Below are 16,491 nucleotides of genomic sequence, written 5' to 3'. Positions count from 1 at the left end.
ACCCCGTCCGGCTCTACGCTGCGCACCATGAGCACGCCCGCCGCACCGGACCGCAGCCGCTTCAGTCGCGCCCACGTTCTCGTCGTGGAGGACGACGACACCATCGGCCGCCATCTGGAAACCGGACTGCGGGGCAACGGCTATGGCCCCACGTGGAGCCGGACCGGCGCGGCCGCCCTCGCGGAGGCCGCGCGGTCCTCGTACGACGTCCTGCTCCTCGACCTGGGGCTGCCCGACATGGACGGGCTCGACGTGGCCCGCACGCTGCGCGCCCGCTTCCCCGATCTGCTGATCCTCATCCTGACCGCCCGTACCGACGACATCGACGTCATCGCGGGGCTCGACGCGGGGGCCGACGACTACCTGGTCAAACCGTTCAGTATGACCGTGCTGCTCGCCCGGCTGCGGGCCCATCTGCGGAGGCGGGCCATCGCCTCGCCGCCCCAGGAACCGATCCGGCTGGGCGACCTCGTCGTCGACATCACAGCGCGCCGCTGCACCCTCGACGACCATGAAGTCGACCTGCGGCCCAAGGAGTTCGAGCTGCTCGCCGTGCTCGCGCGGCACGCGGGTGAGGCCGTGGCCCGCGAGACGCTGATGGCCGAGGTGTGGGACGAGAACTGGTTCGGTTCGACGAAGACGCTCGATGTCACCATGGCGGGGCTGCGCCGCCGCCTCACCGGCGCAGCGCCGCAGCCGTACCACGTGCCACTGATCACGACACTTCGAGGGCACGGCTACCGTCTCGAACTCAATTAGTAGTGCTTCGTTAGGTCTTTCCGTTCTTACTGATCAAGAGCATGTTGGGAGTGTGGACAAGCATGAAGTGAACCGATTACGGGCTTCGTTGGGGCTATTCGTAGAGGATGTGTTCGCCTCGGTGCCGCGCAAGGATCAGCGGGCCAAGGGCGAGTGCTATCTGCGGGGACTGATGCTCGACGGTCGCCGCAAGTCGATCCAGCCGATGGCTCAGCGACTGCCGGACGGGGACATGCAGGCGCTGCAGCAGTTCGTGAACCAGTCGCCGTGGGATCCACTGCCGGTCAGGCAGCGGATTGCCGAGCGGTTGTCCGGGGTGGTCAGGCCCGAGGTGTGGGTGATCGACGACGTGTCGTTCCCCAAGTGCGGCAACGCGTCGGTCGGGGTTGCCCGCCAGTACTGCGGAGCGGTCGGCAAACGGGCAAACTGCCAGGTCGCGGTCAGTGTTCATGCTGCCACCGATACCGCCTCGTGCCCGTTGGAGTGGCAGTTGTATCTGCCGCGTGAGTGGACGGAGGAGTCGGACCGGTGCCGCAGGGCAGGAGTTCCCGGCACCGTAGTACACCAGGAGAAGTGGCGTCTGGCGCTCGGTCTTCTGGACACACTGGCCGCGTGGCAGTTGAAGGCGCCGGTGGTGGTCGCCGACGCCGGCTACGGCGTCAGCACTCCCTTCCGGCTCGGTCTCCAGGAGCGAGGATTGTCCTATGTCCTGGCGCTGAACGGGAAGGAAGTTGCTCACCCGGAGAATGTCGAGCCGCAGCAGCCCGCTTATGGCGGGCTCGGGCCTCCCACCCTTATGCGTTACCGCACTGCGCCGCGAGCCATCTCCGCCCTCGCGGTGGAGACGGGTGTGGAGCGGTTCAGCAAGGTGACCTGGCGGCAGGGCAGCAAAGGCGCGATGATCTCCCGGTTCGCGGTACTGACGGTGCGGCCCGCGGGAAAGCAGTCCCTGGCCGCAGCTCAGGAGGCGGGCGGCGGCCGCAACCGGTGGGGCGGCGTCCTGCCCGTCCAGACACTCCTGGTCGAATGGCCGGACGGCCAGGATGCCCCGACGGACTACTGGATATCGAACCTGCCGGCCACCACACCGGTCGCTGACCTGGTGCGGCGGGCGAAGATGCGCTGGCGGATCGAGCACGATTACCGCGAACTCAAACACGGCCTGGGCCTGGACCACTTCGAAGGCCGCACCTGGCGCGGCTGGCACCACCACGTCACCCTCGTCACCGCCGCGCAGGCCTTCCTCACACTCCGCAGGCTCGACCCAAAAGTCCAGCCACCAGCCCGAGCCTCTACGAGACCCTCGACCTACTCCAAGACCTACTGAGGTGCTGGACCGGCACCTGCACCACCTGCGGCCACCCCCTCAAAGCCAGCAGAACCAGAACGAGAACCTAACGAAGCACTATTAGGACCTGTCCGGCCGATCACGGCGGTTCACACGACCCTGCGCCGTATCAGCACCCCCAGTGCCAGCAGCCCGGGCAGCAGCGGCAGCCACACGGTCAGGAGCCGGTAGCCGAGTACCGCGGATGCCGCCGCACTTCCTGGTGCTCCGGCGAGTGTGAGGGCCAGGGCGAGTGCGGCGTCCAGCGCACCGAGGCCGCCAGGGGTGGGAAGCAGCACGGCGGCGCTGCTCGCGGCGAGGTAGGCGAGGGCGACCTGGGCCGGGGGCAGCGGCAGATCGAGAGCCTGGGTCACCGCGATCACCACTGCCGCGTGCAGCGAGGCGAAGGCGAGCGACCCACCCCACAACGCGGCCGCCCGCGCGGGGAGTTCGTGCACGGCGCGGACATCCGCCAGGACAGCTCGCAGGGCGCGCCGCAGTGGACCCTTCAGGAGCACCACGCCGACGCCGACCACCGCGACCGCCACCGCCACCGCCACGGCGGGCACGTGCGGAGGGTGGATGACGCCGGGACAGGCCAGCGCGAGTACGGCGATCAGAAAGCCTCGCACCACGGTCCCCGCGGTTGCCTTCACCGCGAGCGCGGTCGCCGACCGGCCGACCGGGAGCCCGCACCGAGTGAGGAAACGCAGGTTGACCGCGCCCGCCCCCAGGCCCGCGGGCAGCAGATGGTTGGCCGCGGACGCCGCGAACTGCACCGCCACCAACCTGCGGGCCGGCAACGGCCTGGCGACCGCGCCCTGCTGGGCGAGCGCCGAGCACACCCAGGTCGCCGCCGTGGCGGCGGTCGCCACGAGCAGCCAGCCGCGATCGGCGACGGCGAGCCGGGCGGCTCCGCTCTCGATCACCGGCCAATGGCGTCGCGCCAGATACACCGCGCACACCATCACGAGGATCGAGACCCCGGTCTGCCAGGAGACCCGTCTGCCGACGGCGTTCGAAGTCGCAGGGGCGGTCGGCGGAGCGGTCATGTCGCCGGGCTTCCCGCGACGTAGACACGCAGATCACCCGCGACGTGCGAGGCCCAGGTACGGGCGTACGCGGGCGGTCGACCGCCGAGGGTGGTGAGTACGGCGACGGGTTCGCGCCGTGCGAGACGCACGATGTCCGCCCGGGTCGTGTTGGCGTTGGGGCCGCTCGTCGCGACGGCGGAGCAGCCGGCGTAGAAGGCGATCGGGATGGCCTCGTGTCCGGTCAGCCGGCAGGGCGGACGGACGCCGAGCCGGTGCAGTTCCGACACGGTGTGGGCCCAGCTCTGACGGGCGACGGTGGTGCGGTGCACAGTGCGTTCCAGCACCACGTACTGCACCGCCAGATGACCGGTCAGGCCGAGCGTCACCAGGGTCACGGCCACCGGCCGCCAGGTCCGGCTCGGGGCGGTGACCAGGTGGATGAGGGCGGCGGCAACCGGGATCGAGAGGAGCGCGTAGGCGGGCAGGAGGAAGCGCGGAGCCGCGTATCCGATCATGAACAGGTACGGGACGCCCGCCGTCGTGGCGCAGGACAGAAGCAGCAGCGTGTTCGTCGCGCGCTGGGCCCTGATCGCGAGCGCGAGGCCGAGGGCGGCGAGCAGCGGCAGGGCGAACCACCACACCGTCACGGCGGCGTTGGGCATCGGCCCGGTGCACGGGCGGCAGAGGGTGCGCCCGCCCAGGCTGCGCAGTTGGTCGCCGACGGCGAAGTTCCAGCCGAGGCCGCCCTGGATCCGAGAGCCGTCGGCGAGTCGCTGCCCCAGGCCGCCGTAGCTGACGTACGCCTCCACGACCCACTCGCCGGCTCCGGCCACCAGGCCCGCGACGAGCGCGACCAGCAGGCGCGGTCTGCGCCAACCGCGGAAGCACACCGCGAGGACGAGAAGCGGCAGGGTCACCCAGACCGCGTCGGTGGGCCGCATCCACGCCATCAGCGCGGCGCTCAGGCCCACCCCCCACAGCGCCGCCCGGTCGAAGCGGTCGTCCCGGGCGCGCAGGAAGCAGCCGACGCAGACCAGGGCGCCGATCGCGACCCAGTAGTTGGGCATGGCCTGCGGGCCGTAGAACAGGGTCACCCAGAGCGTCGCGAAGAGGGCACCTGCCAGGGCCAGCACCCGCAGAGGGAACAGCCCCCGCCAGACGCGCAGCGCCAGGAAGAGGCCGAGTCCGGAGAGCAGCGCCAGGTAGACCCGCAGTAGCTCTGTGGACGACGACCAGGAGGCGATCGGCGCCACGAGCAGCGAGACACCGCGGGCGCGCGGGGCACTGAAGTATGCCGAGGGAGCGTGCGAACTGACTTGGCTGACGTACACCGTCTCGTCCCACCCGAGGCCCATCCCGGGGCGTACGAGGAGCAGTTGGGCCAGGGTGAAGGCACCCGCCACCAGTGCGAGCGACAGCGCACCGCCGGAGCGTCGTGACGCACGGGCCGCCGGGGGCGAGCCGTTGCGCTCGGCGCCGAGGAACGGGACGTACAAGGCCTTGGCCATCTTCAACCCTTCAGCCCTACAGACTGTAGGATCGTCTACCCTACAGAGCGTAGGGTAGAGGGAAAACTGACGGGATAGGGCTAAATCTCGTAAATCGTGGCCAAATTACCGTGTACCAGGCAGGAGCGCAGGGCGGGTGCGGCATCCGGACGCTCCGTCGGCAGGCGTCCGAGGCACCGCCCGAAGGTCGCCACCACCATTCCCCTACGCGCTGTAAGGTTGCCGGCATGGCTGGCACAGGCCCCCGCGGCAGGGCGGATCGACGCAGTGCAGGCGAGCTGGAGAGCGAAGTCCTCGCCACCCTCTGGGCCACCGACGACCCCCTGACGCCCGCCGACATCCAGGCTGAGATCGGCGGCGGTCTCGCGTACAACACCGTGCACACCATCCTCAAGCGCCTCTACGACAAGGGCCTGGTCCTGCGTGACGTGGACGGGCGACGCGGCGCGTACCGGCCCGCCAAGAACGCCGCCGAGCTGACCGCCGAGGCCATGCACGAGGCGCTCGACCGCGGCCCCGATTCCATCGCGACCCTCCGGCAGTTCGTGACCGGGCTGAGCCCCCAGGAGGAAAAGGCCCTGCGCGACCTCCTCAGAGGGAGCGGGTCATGAAGATCCCGTGCGATCCCCGCCGAGGAAGCGGGTCATGAGGACCGGGCGATCCCCGCTGAGGAAGCGGTCATAAGGACCGGGCGATCCCCTCACGCCTCGGGGCGGCGCAGCCCCGCCGTCCACTTCTCCTCGATCCGCCCCACCTTCCAAACCACCAGGGCGATGACCCAGGTGGCGACGAAGAGGCCGACGATGACGAAGCCGATGACGTTCAGGTCGAGGCCACCGACCCAGTCCCAGAAGACCCCGCGCAGGTGCAGCCGCTCCGCGAGCAGGCCGAGAAGTTCGACCGTGCCGATGATCAGGGCGACGGCGACGGACAGGCCGGTGATGGTGAGGTTGTAGTAGACCTTGCGCACCGGCTTGGAGAAGGCCCACCCGTACGCGAAGTTCATGAACGAACCGTCGATCGTGTCCAGCAGGGACATGCCCGCCGCGAACAGGACGGGCAGGCACAGGATCGCGTACCAGGGCAGCCCGGACGCCGCACCCGATCCCGCGAGGACCAGGAGGGCGACCTCGGTGGCCGTGTCGAAGCCGAGGCCGAAGAGCAGGCCCACCGGGTACATCTGCCAGGGCTTGGTGACCGACTTCATGACGCGGCCGAGCAGGCGGTTCATGAGCCCGCGGTTGCCCAGCTGCTCCTCCAGGGCCGCCTCGTCGAAGTGGCCGGAGCGCATCTGCCGGAAGACCTTCCAGATCCCGGCGAGGATGACGAGGTTGATGGCGGCGATGACGTACAGGAAGGTCCCGGAGACCGTCGTGCCGATCAGCCCGGTGACGTCGTGCAGGCCCGAGTTGTCGTCGCGCACCGGTCCGGCCAGCGTCCGCACGCCCAGGGAGAGCAGGAAGGCCAGCCCGAACACGATGCTGGAGTGGCCGAGCGAGAACCAGAAACCGACCGACAGGGGCCGCTGCCCCTCGCCCATCAATTTGCGGGTGGTGTTGTCGATGGCCGCGATGTGATCGGCGTCGAAGGCATGCCGCATGCCCAGCGTGTACGCCGTCACACCGATCCCGACGCCGAACGATTTCGCGCCGATGCTGTAGTGCTCCGGTGCGACGACGGCGACGAGCGTGAACCAGCCGATCACGTGCAGCCCGAGAATGAACGCGGCCATGCCGCCGAGCCGGCCCCACTCCTGCCGCGTGAGCGACGTACGACGCATGGTGGGGACCTTCTTTCGGGGCGGGCGGTGCGCCTCCCACCCTCATGCTCAGCTTTCCCACCTGCAATCTATTCGCAGTAAAGCTTGGGCCAGCACTTGTCCAGCCGGCACCGAGCGCGCGTTGGGCGATTGCGCGAACAGCTACCAGCCGGCACCGAGCAGCTCGCTGCGCGATTGCGCGAACAGCTATACGAGCGGCTGCGTGGCTGGTTTCTCCCAGACCGAGACATGGCGGCCGCTCTCGCTGGTGAACGGTTCCCCGGTCCATCCGTCCCACCGCTCGGACAGCCGCAGCCCGGCGAGCTGAGCCATCAAGTCGAGTTCCGCCGGCCATACGTAGCGGAAAGGGATCGAGTGGTACTCGCCTCGCCCGTCGACGACCTCGATGTAGTTGGAGCTCATCTCCTGAGTGGCGACGTCGTAGGCGTCGAACGCCCATCGCGTCGGGCTGACGTGGAACGGCACGACGGTCTGCCCCGCCGGGAGCTTGCGCAGGTCGGGGACCATGACCTCGATGACGAATCGGCCACCGGGTTCGAGGTGGGCCGCGACGTTGCGGAAGCAGGCCACCTGCGCCGCCTGTGTCGTCAGGTTCATGATCGTGTTGAAGACGAGATAGGCGACGGAGAACTTCCCGTCCACCCTCGTCGTCGCGAAGTCACCGATCGTCACACCGATCCCGTCGCCGCCGGGCTTGGCGCGCAGCCGGTCGACCATCGCCCGCGACAGGTCGATGCCGTGGACCGGGACTCCCCTGTGTGCCAGTGGCAGCGCGATGCGCCCCGTCCCGATACCCAGTTCCAGGGCCCGGCCGTCGCCGGCGAGCCCCGCCAGTACGTCGACCGCCGCCTGCACGACAGCCGGTTCGAACTCGGCCCCCTCCGACTCGTCGTAGGTCGCCGCGACACTCTCTCCGAAGTACCCATCCGCATCAGTCACCGCAGGACCGTACTTCCGAAGGCGCCTTCAACACCCGCCATTTTTCGGCGGTCCGCCACTTCCGGTGCGGGGCGACCCGTCACCCCCGACCGGGACCAGGACAACCCGTGCTCCCGACCGGGACAACCCGTCACTCCCGACCGGGACCAGGACAACCCGTGCTCCCGACCGGGACGACCTGTCACCCCCGACCGGGACGGTCAGCGGACCTGCTCCGCGAACGCCTCGTACGCCCCCTCGTCGAAGAGCACGAACCTGACCTCTTCGACCGTCGTGTCCGCGTCCCTGACTGTCTGCACGGCGACGCGGGCGGCCTCCTCCATCGGCCACCTGAAGACGCCGGTCGAGATGGCCGGGAAGGCGACGGTCCGCGCCCCCAGTTGGGCTGCCACCTGCAGGGACTCCCGGTAGCACGAGGCGAGGAGCGAGGGGTCGCTGCCGGGGCCCTGCCATACCGGGCCGACGGTGTGGATCACCCACTGCGCGTCCAGCTCACCGGCGGTGGTGGCGACTGCCCGTCCGGTGGCCAGGCCCTTGCCGTACTGGGAGGCGCGAAGCTTGCGGCACTCGGCGAGGATGGCGGGACCGCCCCGGCGATGGATGGCCCCGTCGACGCCGCCCCCGCCGAGCAGCGAGGAGTTCGCCGCGTTGACGATGGCGTCGACGCTCTGCCGAGTGATGTCGCCCTGCACCAGAGTGATCGTGGTCATGACTGTCTCAGCCTTCTCCATACCGCCTTCGCCGCGTTGTGTCCCGACATGCCGTGGACGCCGGGTCCCGGCGGGGTGGCCGACGAGCAGATGAAGACGGCTGGGTGCGGAGTGCTGTACGGGAAGAGGGAGATCTTGGGGCGCAGCAAGAGCTGGAGCCCGGAGGCGGCGCCGGAGCCGATGTCACCGCCCACGTAGTTCGCGTTACGTGCGGCCAGCTCGGGAGGGCCCGCCGTCGCACGGGCGAGGACGCGGTCGCGGAAGCCCGGCGCGAAGCGCTCCAGCTGGCGCTCGATCGCGTCCGTGAGGTCCCCGGTCCAGCCGTTCGGGACGTGCCCGTACGCCCAGAAGACCTGCTTGCCCTCGGGTGCCCGAGAGGGGTCGACGACACCGGGCTGCACGGTGATCAGGAACGGCGCGTCGGGCGCCCGGCCCTCGCGCGAGGCCGCCCGCAGCGCGGTGCTGATCTCCGCACGGCTGGCCCCGATCTGGACGGTCCCGGCGGTGCGCGCCTCCTTCGCCGTCCACGGCACGGGGCCGTCGAGCGCGTAGTCGATCTTGAAGACGCCCGCTCCGTACCGGTACCGCTCGTAGTAGCGGCCGAAGCCGGCGATCCGGGACAGCGCGGTGGGTGAGGTGTCGAAAACGTAGGCGCGCGCGGGCGGCAGGTCGTCGAGGCGCTTGACCTCGTAGTCGGTGTGGACGCTGCCACCGAGGTCCTTCAGATACGCGGTGAGCGCGTCGGAGATGGACTGGGAGCCGCCCCGGGCCACCGGCCAGCCGCGGGCGTGCGCGGCGAGGGCGAAGACCAGGCCCACGGCGCCGGTCGCGATCCCGTCGAGCGGAGCCATGACATGGGCGACGAGCCCGGCGAACAGCGCCTTGGCCCGCTCGTCGCGGAAGCGGCGCATCAGCCAGGTCGACGGCGGCAGTCCGGCGAGGCCGAAGCGGGCGAGGGTGACCGGGTCGCGGGGCAGTGCGGTCAGGGGCAGCGACATGAAGTCATTGACCAGCGTGTCCCACTTGGGGAGGAAGGGGGTGACCAGGCGGCGGTACGCACCGGCGTCGCGCGGCCCGAAGGAGGCGGCCGTCTCCGCCACCGACCGCGAGAGCACCGCCGCCGTGCCGTCCGGGAACGGATGCGCCATGGGAAACTCCGCGTGCAGCCACTCCAGTCCGTACCGCTCCAGGGGCATCGCCCTGAACGCCGGGGAGTTGATGGCCAGCGGATGCGCCGCCGAACAGGGGTCGTGCCGGAATCCGGGCAGTGTCAGCTCTTCGGTGCGTGCTCCGCCGCCCACGGTGTCCCGCGCCTCGAACACGGCCACGGAGAAGCCCCGGCGGGCCAGCTCCACGGCAGCCGTCAGTCCGTTCGGCCCGGCACCCACCACGACCACATCGAGCATCGACGGCACCTTCGGACTCCTTTGTCAGCCGATGGCAACTGGGATCAGGATATGCCGGAGGATTGACAGCCCTGACGGCGCGGGCGGTTGCGAAGGGCTGTCGGAGGACATCCGCCCCCGGCACTCAGGCTCCGGTCCGCCCACGGGACTCAGGCTCCCGCCCACCCCAGGCACCTCGGCTCCCGCCCGGGCACTCACGCTCCGGCCACCCCTGCGCTCGGGCTCCGGTCCGCCCACGGGACTCAGGCTCCCGCCCACCCCAGGCACCTCGGCTCCCGCCCCGGCACTCACGCTCCGGCCGCCAGCAGCGCGACCACCCTGCGGGCCGTCGCCTCGTCCCGGGCCGCCGCGAACGGCAGGGCGTTGCCCCCGGTGATCCGGAACGGCTCGCCCGTGAGCGTCAGGTGGGCGCCACCCGCCTCCTCGACCAGCAGCAGGCCCGCCGCGTGGTCCCACGCGGCTTCCCAGGAGAAGGCCGTGGCGTCCAACTCCCCGCGGGCCACGGCCAGATACTCCAGGCCCGCCGAGCCGCACGGGCGGGTGACGACACCCTCGGTGTGCAGGGCGAGCAGGGCGTTTTTCTGCTCGTCCGTGGTGTAGTCCGGGTGCGAGGTGGCGATGTCGACGTCGCGGCCGGGCACGGGCGAACCCGCCCGCAGGGGCGCGCCGTCCAGGACGGCGCCCCGGCCGCGGATCGCGGTTGCGAACTCGTCGCGTGCGGGAGCGAACGTCCAGGACGCGTGCACGACGCCGTCCAGCGCGAGGGCGACCAGCATGCAGAATCCGGGGTCGCCGTGGACGAACTGCCGTGTCCCGTCGACCGGATCGACGATCCAGACCGGCGCGGAGCCGCGTATCGCCTCGTACGTCATCGGGTCGGCGTGCACCGCCTCCTCGCCGACCACGACCGAGCCGGGCAGCAGCGCGGTGAGGGCCTCGGTGAGATACGCCTCGGCCAGGCGGTCGGCGTCCGTCACCAGATCGTGCGGGCCGGTCTTCTGGTCGATCTCGTGCGCGGCGAGCTGCCGGAAGCGCGGCATGACCTCGGCGGCGGCCGCCTGCCGGACCACTTCTTCGACGTCGGAGACGCGGTGGGTGAGAAACTCGTCGATGGTTTCGATGTCTACGATCATGTCCCCATGACAGCACGCGCCTCTGACAATCCTCACCGGGCCGGTGCACTCCGGGTGGAATACCCATGAATTCCCGGCGCCCACGGCTACGCGGAGCAACGGACCGCATCACGGCAGTCGACTACGTCGCCACTCCCCGTGCGCGGATCAGCGCCCCACCGCGTACCCCTGCATCCCTCGCGGGTTCGCCGCAGCCGACAGCACACCCGTCTCCGGATCCCGGGCGACCGCGCACAGCCGGCCCTCGGACCAGGCATCGCCGACCTGGACGTCGTGGCCGCGCCGCCGCAGCTCCTCGACGACCGCGGCGTCCATGCGAGCCTCGACGGTGACGCTGCCGGGGTGCATACCGCGCGGGTAGAAGGAGCCGGGGAAGCTGTCGTTGTGCCAGTTCGGCTCGTCGATCGCGCCCTGGAGATCGAGGCCTCCGCGCACCTCGGCGCGCAGGGCCACCGAGAGGAAGAAGTGCGTCTGCCACTGGTCCTGCTGGTCACCGCCCGGCGTGCCGAAGGCCATGACCGGCACCCCGTCGCGGAGCGCGAGCGAGGGGGTCAGGGTGGTGCGCGGACGGCGGCCCGGCGTCAGGGAGTTGGGCAGTCCTTCCTCCAGCCAGGCCATCTGGAGCCGGGTGCCGAGCGGGAAGCCCAGTTCGGGCACGACCGGGTTGGACTGCAGCCAGCCTCCACTGGGCGTGGCGGCGACCATGTTGCCCCAGCGGTCGACGACGTCGAGGTGGCAGGTGTCGCCGCGGGTACCGCCGTCCGGCGCCACCCCGGGGTCCGCGGCGGCCCGGGCCACCGTGGGTTCACCGGCACCCGGCATCCCGAGCGCGTCGAAGCCCGCCTCCCCGGCGGCAACCACGCGCGCGTGCCCGCTCAGCCGCGGAAGGCGCCCTCCAGGACTGCCGGGGCATAGCTCGTACGACGCCTTGTCGCCGACGAGCGCGCGCCGGGCGGCGTTGTACGACTCCGAGAGCAGCACGTCGAGCGGCACCTCGGCCGCGTCCCCGTACCAGGCCTCCCGGTCGGCCATCGCGAGCTTGCAGCCCTCGATCAGCAGGTGGACGTAGTCGGCGGAACCGTACCGGGGCAGTTCCGACGGCAGCAGGGCCAACTGCTGGAGCAGCACCGGGCCCTGGCTCCAGGGGCCCGCCTTGCACAGGGTCCAGCCGCGCCAGTCGTACGTCGCCGGGGCCTCGTAGCTCGCCGACCAGGAGGCCAGATCGGTGGCCGTCAGGGTGCCTGTGTGGCGCTCGCCGCTGGTGTCCACCGTGGGACGCCGTGCCTGGCGCAGGAGCGCCTCGGCGATGAAACCGGAGCGCCACACATTCCGCGCGGCCTCGATCTGTGCCACTCGGTCGGTCTCCTCGGAGACCTCCGCGAGCAGCCGTCGCCAGGTATCGGCAAGCGCGGGATTGCGGAACAGCTCGCCGGGTCGCGGAGCCCTGCCGCCCGGCAGATACACCTCGGCCGAGGACGTCCACTCCTTCTCGAAGAGCTCGCGCACGGTCTCCACCGTCTCGCCGACACGCTCCACGGGCGCGTGCCCGTCCTGCGCGTACCCGATGGCGTACTTCAGGACGTCGGCGAGGGACTTGGTGCCATAGTCGCGCAGGAGCAGCATCCAGGCGTCGAAGGCGCCGGGCACGGCCGCGGCGAGCGGCCCGGTGCCGGGTACGAGATCCAGACCGAGTCCCCTGTAGTGGGCGATCGTCGCTCCGGCGGGCGCGACGCCCTGTCCGCACAGCACCCGCACCTCGCCGCCCGCGGGGGCGATGATGACGGGGACCTCGCCCGCGGGTCCGTTGAGGTGCGGCTCGACGACGTGCAGGACGAAACCGGCGGCGACCGCGGCGTCGTAGGCGTTGCCGCCGTCCTCCAGGACGGCCATCGCCGACTGCGAGGCGAGCCAGTGCGTCGAGGACACCATGCCGAAGGTGCCCTGAAGCGTCGGTCGGGTCGTGAACATGCCTGCCACCTCGCTGAGCCGGACGATCAACCTCGCTCTCGACTATGGCACTTGCGGCTCCCGCGAGGACAGGGCACGCGGGCACCGCAGACACGCGGCCACCGCACGCACCTCGCCGCATTGCCCAGGTCGCGGGTGCCGCGCAGAAGCGGATGGTCGGCCCGGGTGGCGGGCCCGGCGCGGTGCTCCACCACGTGACGATGGCGTACGACATCGACGCCGGCAAGATGCTCGAAGTGCTGCGTATCGGGCGGGAGAAGCTCTCCGACAAGGGCACGACGAGCGCGAAGAAGCGGGTTGATCCGCTGCGTCGGCAGACCGGCCTGGCGCGCGAGGCGGTCATCGAGCGGATGATCGACTCGTTCCGCGGCCGGTACGGGCTGACGGACGGCAAGGTGACACCGGAGGAACTGGCGCGCGCCCAGGAACTGGCGCGGGCGAAGTTCGGGACGCCGGAGTGGACGAGCCGGGTGCCGTAGGCGCGGGCCGCGTACGTCGTCGTCTTCGCCGAGGGAACTGCCCTGCGGGCGGACCGGCTCAGCCGCCCGCCCGCATGCTCTTCAGGACGCCGACTTCGGGGCGGGGGCCCAGGGATGCGTACCGAGTATGTTCTCCGGGCCGATGTCGAGGGGCCATTCAGGGCGTACGTTCACAGCGTCCCGGTCCTTGTCCGGGGCGACGTTGAGGTACGTGCCCTCCTCGGCCGCCATCCGCCACACCAGGCCCGCCTCCGCGGTCTCGCCGGGTGCGAGGGTGAAGGGCTCGGGGCCGGTGTCTTCCGACGCCATGGGCACACCCTCCGTCCCTTCGATCGTGCGCACGCCCGGAATCGGGTCGCCCGCCTCGTCCAGGACGCTGACGGAGGGGTAGCCGTTCACCTCGTACGGCTGATCGCCGCAGTTGGTCATGGAGAGCGTCATGGCTCGCAGCCCCATGGCCCCGTTGACGGGACCGGTCGCGAAGCGCAGACCGGAGGAGGGGCAGCCGCTCGCCTGCTGGACCGGCGGGGACGTGGCGGACACGGGCGGTGGCGCGGCCCGGGTCTCGGTCGGCGTGGGCGTGCGCTCGGGGTTGAGTTCGCGGTCCAGCTCGGTGGAAAGCCCGCACCCGCTCGCGGTCAGCGCCAGCACACAGGCGAGGACGGCACCACGGGTCGGCTTCTGACGTATCGCGATCACGCGCCGATCATGGCATGCGGCCTCGATGAGAGCCGCAAAGCTGCGAGCCCTCACGACTTCCCGTATCCCGGGGGCAGTTGGGCGTACGCCAGGAACCCGCACACCGCATGCCCCACCCGGCGCCCGTACAGGTGACGAGCCCCACAGCCCGTCGAGGGTGAGTCACTGTCACCGCACAGGCACAGAGCGAGTTCGCACTTCCACCCCACAGGGACTCGTGTGACACTGGCGTCCCGTCCGCAGTGCGGGCCACCTCCGCACCGTCCCCCACGAGAAGTGCGCCGTGAGTTCTCTTCCTTTGCCGCTCGCTCTCACCGCGCGTCTGCTGCCGGTCGCCGTGCTCGCCTCGGTGGGCTGGGCGTTGACGTCCGGTCCACTCGCCGCGACCCCGACCGCCGCTGAGGACAAATCGCCGCAGAAGCCCACGGAATCGGCGTCGGCGCCCTCGACGTCCGCGGCCACCAAGACGTACGCCACATCCCCCGCCCCCTGCGTCAGCGTGACCGAAAAGACGATCAAGGCGCTGGTCCCGGGCGCCAAGACGGCCGGCCAGGAGATCGCGTCGACCGACAAGTCGGTCCGGCGCACCTGCTCCTGGAACGCGCTGAAGGGGTTCGACTACCGCTGGCTCGACGTCTCGTACGAGATCAAGGAGACGGACGCGGCGGCGGAGACGTCCTACAAGGAGCGCGTCGCGGACAAGAGCGGCGGAGGGGCGGTCCCCGGCGTCGGCGACACGGCCTACTCCGTCGTGAACCTCACCACCGAGGACAAGCAGGACACCCGCGAGGGAGTGGTGATCGCCCGCGTGTCCAACGCGGTGGTCGTCATCACGTACAACGGCAGCGACTTCGAGACGAAGAAGTCGCCCAGCGCGGACGTGATCAACAAGGGCGCCATCAGCGCCGCCAAGGACGCCGTGGCCGCACTCGAGAAGACGCAGCAGAGCTGACCCGTCAGACACAGCCGAGCGGACCGTCAAAGCACAGCGGCTCAAGGTCGGAACACAGCAGGGAAGGTCGGAACCCAGCAGGGCTGACCGCCGCAAACGGCCAGCCCCACTCAAATGCCCTGAATCAGACAGCCGTCTTCCCCCGCCCACGCGCCAGCATCAGCGCCAGGTACAGCACCATCGACGTACCGAGCCCGACCGCCCAGCCGTAGTCGGCCAGCGACTCCAGTGCCGGAATGGGCCGCCCGTCGATCAGCGGATGGAAGTCGGCGCCGCCGATGGCCAGCACACCGCCGGTGACGAAGGCGACGACGGCCCGCCAGTTCCAGCCGCCGTCGTACCAGTAGCGGCCGCCCGTGCTGTACAGGTCGGCGAGGTCGAGCTTGGTGCGGCGCAGGATCCAGTAGTCGGCGATGAGGATGCCCGCGACCGTGCCGAGCAGACCACCGACCAGGCCGAGCCAGGTGAAGATGTAACCCTGCGGGTCGGAGTACAGCCTCCACGGGAAGATCAGTACGCCGAGGACGCAGGTGACCAGAGCGCCGGCCCGGAAACTGATCTTCCGGGGCGCGATGTTGGAGAAATCGAAGGCAGGCGAGACCAGGTTGGCCGCGACGTTCACGGACAGGGTCGCCACCAGCACCGTCACCAGCGCGAAGATGATGCCGAAGACGTTGTCCGTCTTGGCGGCCAGTTGGACCGGGTCCCAGATCGCCTCGCCGTACACCGCCTGTGAGCCCGAGGTGACCATGACGGACAGGAAGGCGAACAGCGTCATGGTGGTGGGCAGGCCGAGCGCCTGGCCCCAGGTCTGGGCCTTCTGGCTCTTGCCGTACCGGGTGAAGTCCGGGATGTTCAGCGACAGCGTGGACCAGAAGCCGATCATGCCCATGAGCGCGGGAGCGAACAGGGTCCAGAAGTCCGCGCCCCAGCCGAGCTTGGACGGCTGGTCGAGCAGCGGGCCGAAGCCGCCCGCCTTGTCGCTCATCCACCACAGCATCACGCCCGCGCCGACGAGCACGAAGGGCGCCGCCCAGTTCTCGAAGCGGCGGATCGTCTCCATGCCCCGGTAGATGATGGCGACCTGGAGCACCCAGAAGATCGCGAAGGACAGCCACATCGTCCAGGGGTAGCCGCCGATGTGGCCGGCAGCGGCCCAGCTGTCCCCGAACAGCTTCCCGGCGAGGAAGAAGATCGCCTCGCCACCGATCCAGGTCTGGATACCGAACCACCCGCAGGCCACCAACGCCCGTACGACAGCGGGCAGGTTGGCGCCGCGGACACCGAAGGAAGCACGCGCGAAGACCGGGAACGGAATGCCGTACTTGGGTCCCGCATGCCCGGTGAGCAGCATCGGGACGAGCACGATCAGGTTGGCCAGCGCGATGGTGAAGACGGCCTGCTTCCAGTCCATGCCGACGGCGATCAGACCGGAAGCCAGGGTCCAGGACGCGGTGTTGTGCGCCATACCGACCCAGAGCGCCGAGAAGTTGTACGTGGTCCAGGTCCGCTTCTCGATCGGAACCGGCAGCAGATCCTCGTTGGCGTAGGGACCGCTGGGCACGGGCGCGCCGGGGGCTATCTCCACCCGGCCGTCCGGGAGCGTGACTTGGGCTACGGGCGGCGGACTGTCGGTGGGGACGGTCTCGGTCATGGGCAGGCCAATCAAGTGAGGAGAGTGACGGGAAAGGCCGTGCGGGGCGATTCGCGGGGCGCGGGGAGCGCCTTGATCCCCTTCCCGGGACGGCGGGAAGGGGAGAACGGGGAGGAGGGCCTCAAGGACCCTTCTGCGAGCGG

General features: G+C 70.3%; 14 protein-coding genes and 1 pseudogene. 5 read left to right on the top strand and 10 right to left on the bottom strand.

The annotated features are described in order from the left end of the window. The first annotated feature begins 27 nt into the window (after nucleotides 1-27). Nucleotides 28-759 (top strand): response regulator transcription factor, encoded by a 732-nt coding sequence (locus ACFYPC_RS04445; RefSeq protein ID WP_388670577.1) that lies wholly within the window; start codon nucleotides 28-30, stop codon nucleotides 757-759. A 52-nt stretch (nucleotides 760-811) separates the two neighbouring features. Then, entirely contained in the window at nucleotides 812-2,086 is a 1,275-nt protein-coding gene (locus ACFYPC_RS04440; RefSeq protein WP_388670574.1) for an IS701 family transposase, read from the top strand. Nucleotides 2,087-2,196: 110 nt separating this feature from the next. Here ACFYPC_RS04440 and ACFYPC_RS04435 read toward each other — a convergent pair whose 3' ends face one another. Beyond that, complete coding sequence (locus ACFYPC_RS04435; RefSeq protein ID WP_388670571.1) at nucleotides 2,197-3,138, bottom strand: lysylphosphatidylglycerol synthase domain-containing protein; 942 nt, start codon at nucleotides 3,136-3,138, stop codon at nucleotides 2,197-2,199. Next, entirely contained in the window at nucleotides 3,135-4,628 is a 1,494-nt protein-coding gene (locus ACFYPC_RS04430; RefSeq protein ID WP_388670568.1) for a hypothetical protein, read from the bottom strand. Before ACFYPC_RS04430 ends, ACFYPC_RS04435 begins: the two co-directional genes overlap by 4 nt. A 227-nt stretch (nucleotides 4,629-4,855) precedes the next feature. Here ACFYPC_RS04430 and ACFYPC_RS04425 point away from each other — a divergent pair, with 227 nt between their 5' ends. Beyond that, a complete protein-coding gene (locus tag ACFYPC_RS04425) occupies nucleotides 4,856-5,239 on the top strand; it encodes a BlaI/MecI/CopY family transcriptional regulator (protein WP_388670565.1) in 384 nt (127 codons plus the stop codon). Between the two features lie 89 nt (nucleotides 5,240-5,328). Here ACFYPC_RS04425 and ACFYPC_RS04420 read toward each other — a convergent pair whose 3' ends face one another. The 6 genes from ACFYPC_RS04420 to ACFYPC_RS04395 all read right to left on the bottom strand — a co-directional run bounded on the left by ACFYPC_RS04420 (nucleotide 5,329) and on the right by ACFYPC_RS04395 (nucleotide 12,564). Then, entirely contained in the window at nucleotides 5,329-6,408 is a 1,080-nt protein-coding gene (locus tag ACFYPC_RS04420) for a HoxN/HupN/NixA family nickel/cobalt transporter (protein ID WP_388670562.1), read from the bottom strand. A gap of 186 nt (nucleotides 6,409-6,594) precedes the next feature. After that, the gene (locus ACFYPC_RS04415; RefSeq protein ID WP_388670559.1) at nucleotides 6,595-7,347 is read right to left on the bottom strand and encodes a class I SAM-dependent DNA methyltransferase; all 753 of its coding nucleotides are present in this window, start codon (nucleotides 7,345-7,347) and stop codon (nucleotides 6,595-6,597) included. A 200-nt stretch (nucleotides 7,348-7,547) separates the two neighbouring features. Beyond that, entirely contained in the window at nucleotides 7,548-8,057 is a 510-nt protein-coding gene (locus tag ACFYPC_RS04410; protein WP_388670556.1) for an O-acetyl-ADP-ribose deacetylase, read from the bottom strand. Beyond that, entirely contained in the window at nucleotides 8,054-9,463 is a 1,410-nt protein-coding gene (locus ACFYPC_RS04405; RefSeq protein WP_388671990.1) for a phytoene desaturase family protein, read from the bottom strand. Before ACFYPC_RS04405 ends, ACFYPC_RS04410 begins: the two co-directional genes overlap by 4 nt. 287 nt (nucleotides 9,464-9,750) lie before the next feature. Continuing rightward, nucleotides 9,751-10,596 carry an inositol monophosphatase family protein gene (locus ACFYPC_RS04400; protein ID WP_388670553.1) on the bottom strand — a complete coding sequence of 282 codons (846 nt, stop codon included), beginning with the start codon at nucleotides 10,594-10,596 and terminating at the stop codon, nucleotides 9,751-9,753. 147 nt (nucleotides 10,597-10,743) lie between these two features. After that, nucleotides 10,744-12,564, bottom strand: a complete 1,821-nt coding sequence (locus ACFYPC_RS04395; RefSeq protein WP_388670550.1) for a gamma-glutamyltransferase family protein — start codon at nucleotides 12,562-12,564, stop codon at nucleotides 10,744-10,746. Nucleotides 12,565-12,683: 119 nt separating this feature from the next. Here ACFYPC_RS04395 and ACFYPC_RS04390 point away from each other — a divergent pair. Further along, nucleotides 12,684-13,043, top strand: a pseudogene (locus ACFYPC_RS04390) (biotin/lipoate A/B protein ligase family protein); the annotation flags it as partial. Nucleotides 13,044-13,124: 81 nt separating this feature from the next. Here the strand turns inward: ACFYPC_RS04390 and ACFYPC_RS04385 are convergent. Continuing rightward, the gene (locus ACFYPC_RS04385; protein WP_388670547.1) at nucleotides 13,125-13,742 is read right to left on the bottom strand and encodes a DUF4232 domain-containing protein; all 618 of its coding nucleotides are present in this window, start codon (nucleotides 13,740-13,742) and stop codon (nucleotides 13,125-13,127) included. A 283-nt stretch (nucleotides 13,743-14,025) separates the two neighbouring features. Between ACFYPC_RS04385 and ACFYPC_RS04380 the strand changes: the two genes are divergently transcribed. Further along, nucleotides 14,026-14,694 (top strand): hypothetical protein, encoded by a 669-nt coding sequence (locus tag ACFYPC_RS04380; RefSeq protein WP_388670544.1) that lies wholly within the window; start codon nucleotides 14,026-14,028, stop codon nucleotides 14,692-14,694. Between the two features lie 124 nt (nucleotides 14,695-14,818). On the opposite strand, the gene ACFYPC_RS04375 is transcribed toward ACFYPC_RS04380, so the two are convergent. Beyond that, nucleotides 14,819-16,348, bottom strand: a complete 1,530-nt coding sequence (locus ACFYPC_RS04375) for an NCS1 family nucleobase:cation symporter-1 (RefSeq protein WP_388670541.1) — start codon at nucleotides 16,346-16,348, stop codon at nucleotides 14,819-14,821. Nucleotides 16,349-16,491 lie beyond the last annotated feature (143 nt).

Source organism: Streptomyces sp. NPDC005808, from assembly GCF_042871385.1.
Classification (GTDB): Bacteria; Actinomycetota; Actinomycetes; order Streptomycetales; family Streptomycetaceae; genus Streptomyces.
This window is presented reverse-complemented; position numbering and strand designations above follow the sequence as displayed.